The following is a 2,677-nucleotide window of genomic DNA, read 5'->3' as shown; positions in this document are numbered from 1 at the left end:
GATTGCGTGTCATACCTGGGATATTCTGGGGGCGGCCGCCGCAGGTTGGAATACCGCATTCATAACGCGTCCGGGCAATGCAACATTGGCGGTCGGCGGCCAACCCCTGATTGTGGGGGCCGGCGTCGACATCGTTGCCAAGGCGCTCATCGAGCGGTTCGCCTCCTAGCGTCCAATCCAACGCGTGTTCGGCAATAAGATCGCTCTGCGCACGGTCTTGATTATGAGACGTGCATCGACCGGGAGAGCTGTCTGCGACTACTCACGACAATCGGGCGGGGCCTCAATCGGTTCTCGACCGTGCTGCTGCAGAGCCTGCTTTGGCCGTACGTCGAGTGGGTGATCCGCTTTTGGCTCGCAAAGCTCTTCTTCATGTTCGGCGTGAGTCAGCTCATGCATTGGCAGGTCACTCTTGCGCTGGCGGGGAATGAGAACCCCATTCCCTTCATCGCGCCGGCCGAGGCGGCGTACATCAGCACCGCATGTGACCTGGCGGGTGCGGCGCTGCTCGCATTGGGCTTCATGACGCGATATGCCGCGATTCCGTTGCTGGCCCTTTCATTCATCACTCAATGGCAATATGAACCGTTCGACACGCAACTCTTTTGGACGGCCTTGTTTGGCTGGTTCGCGATCAACGGGGCGGGACCTGTCTCAATGGACGGCCTGCTGCGGCACGGGCTCGAGGAAAGCGCGATCCCGTTGATACCTCGTATCATTGGATTCTCGAAGCAGCTGCGCTCGCGGGGCAGTCCGCTTTACGCGTCGATGATCCGGGTGTGGTTGGGGCTGGCGTTGTTACTTTCCGCGCTGGCGGGCTCGATGCAATGGAACCTCGCGAGCGTCGCGCGGTGGCTACCCTTGGATGTCGCGATGAGAACTCCGGTGCCCGCGGCGTTTCTCGGTGGGGCATTGTTCGTCCTCGGCGTGGGCACACGGTACGTGGCAATCGCACTCTTGCTGAGTCTTTTTGTCTATTCAGTGACCGATCCACGTGCGACAGATGCGATTTACTTGGCCATGCTGCTTGCGATGCTGGGCGTTCACGGCGGTGGTTCCGTGTCGCTGGACCTCGCCATCGATGCCCTGCGCCGGAGACTTTCCCGCAAGCAGGATCCGCACGGACCTCCGAGCGCCGAGCGATTGCCGCGAGTCGTCATCGTGGGGGCAGGCTTTGGGGGCCTGCGCTGCGCAGAGGCGCTTCGACACGTGCGCGTCTCCGTCACGCTCATCGACCGCAACAACTATCACCTGTTTCAACCCCTGCTCTATCAGGTCGCGACCGCCGCATTGTCCCCCGGTGACATCGCGATGCCGGCTCGGCCAATGTTTCGCGATGCGCCCAACACGCGCCTTCTCTTGGGTGCCGTCACCGGAATAGACACCAAACGTCAAACGGTGCTGTTGGAAAAGCTACTTCGGGAAGGAGGAGTGGGCGGCGCACGCACCGGGGCTCAAAGGGATCGAGGACGCACTGGCAATCAGGCGCCGCATTCTGACCGCGTTCGAGCAGGCGGAGGCCACTTCGGATGTGACTGAGCGTGCGGCGTTGCTGTCATTCCTGGTCGTGGGTGGTGGACCCACGGGCGTGGAGCTCGCGGGCGCCATCGCGGAATTGGCCCGCTACGGACTCGAGCAAGAGTTTCGCTCATTTGATCCTGCCCAAGCTCGTGTCATTTTGGTGCAAGCCGCGGCGCGCTTGTTGCCGGCCTTTCCCGAGGGACTTGCGGCCACTGCGCAGCGCTCCCTGGAGCGCTTGGGCGTCGAGGTTCGCCTCAATTGTCGCGTCGATCACATCGACGGAGACGGCGTTTCCATCGACGGGGTGCGGGTTGCTGCGCGAACGGTGTTGTGGGCCGCCGGTGTTGCGGCGTCGCCTGCGGCGCAGTGGTTGAAGGCGCCTGCAGACAGGGCCGGTCGCTTGATTGTGGGTGACGATTTGAGGGTGCCGGCGATCGCGAACGTATTTGCGATTGGCGATACCGCCTCGAGCAAGGGCTGGCGCGGTGAGAATGTGCCCGGCTTGGCGCCCGCAGCCAAACAAGGCGGGGCGTACGTCGCAAGATACCTTCGGGCATTGATCGAGAGCCGAGAGCCGCCGCCGGCGTTTCGCTATCGGCATCGGGGGAGCCTTGCGACGATTGGACGGAAAGCCGCCATCGCCGATTTTGGAATCGTGCGCCTGTGGGGGGCGCCGGCCTGGTGGCTGTGGGGCATGGTGCACGTCGCCTTCATGCTCGGCGTCCGCAATCGCCTCGCAACGCTCACGAATTGGTTTTGGGCGTACCTGAAGTTTGGCGCAGGTATCCGCTTGATTACGGGCGCCTGAGGTCCCGATCGTAGCCGCACGCCAGCCGCAGTTGATTGCGCGCACGGAATAAGCGGCTCAGCACGGCTGCCTTCGACAAATGCATCTGCGCCGCGATCTCGACCACGGAGTAACCGAAGAGGACTTGCATCTCGAGCGGACGGCGGTATTTCTCGGCCAACCCCCGCAATGCCTCTCGGATATCGATGACGTCCGGGTCATCCTCCGCCGCGAGTGAGAGATCATCCGTCGCAACCAATGAATCGAGGTCGACCAGCACGAAGCGCTTACGTTCAAAGGTGCGGGCGTATTCATTGCGAACGATTCTGCACAGCCACGCCTTCGCGGCGCGCTCGTTCAGCAAGGAAT

At 62.5% G+C, this 2,677-nt stretch carries 3 protein-coding genes; 2 read left to right on the top strand and 1 reads right to left on the bottom strand.

Going from position 1 to position 2,677, the window contains the following annotated elements; all coding sequences use genetic code 11:
• Nucleotides 1-300: 300 nt before the first annotated feature.
• Nucleotides 301-1,539 (top strand): FAD-dependent oxidoreductase, encoded by a 1,239-nt coding sequence (locus ABSG47_RS20805; RefSeq protein WP_424172469.1) that lies wholly within the window; start codon nt 301-303, stop codon nt 1,537-1,539.
• Nucleotides 1,532-2,329 carry an NAD(P)/FAD-dependent oxidoreductase gene (locus tag ABSG47_RS20800; protein ID WP_424172466.1) on the top strand — a complete coding sequence of 266 codons (798 nt, stop codon included), beginning with the start codon at nt 1,532-1,534 and terminating at the stop codon, nt 2,327-2,329. The genes ABSG47_RS20805 and ABSG47_RS20800 overlap by 8 nt, the downstream gene beginning before the upstream one ends.
• Here the strand turns inward: ABSG47_RS20800 and ABSG47_RS20795 are convergent.
• Nucleotides 2,316-2,677: sigma factor-like helix-turn-helix DNA-binding protein (locus ABSG47_RS20795; RefSeq protein ID WP_424172463.1), on the bottom strand; the 362-nt coding region annotated here is incomplete at its 5' end. The two genes, ABSG47_RS20800 and ABSG47_RS20795, sit on opposite strands and share 14 nt — an antisense overlap.

Origin of the sequence: Occallatibacter sp. (genome assembly GCF_049510455.1) — a bacterium.
Classification (GTDB): domain Bacteria; phylum Acidobacteriota; class Terriglobia; order Terriglobales; family Acidobacteriaceae; genus Telmatobacter.
The sequence above is the reverse complement of the archived record's forward strand: the minus strand, read 5'-3'. Positions and strand labels throughout refer to the sequence as shown.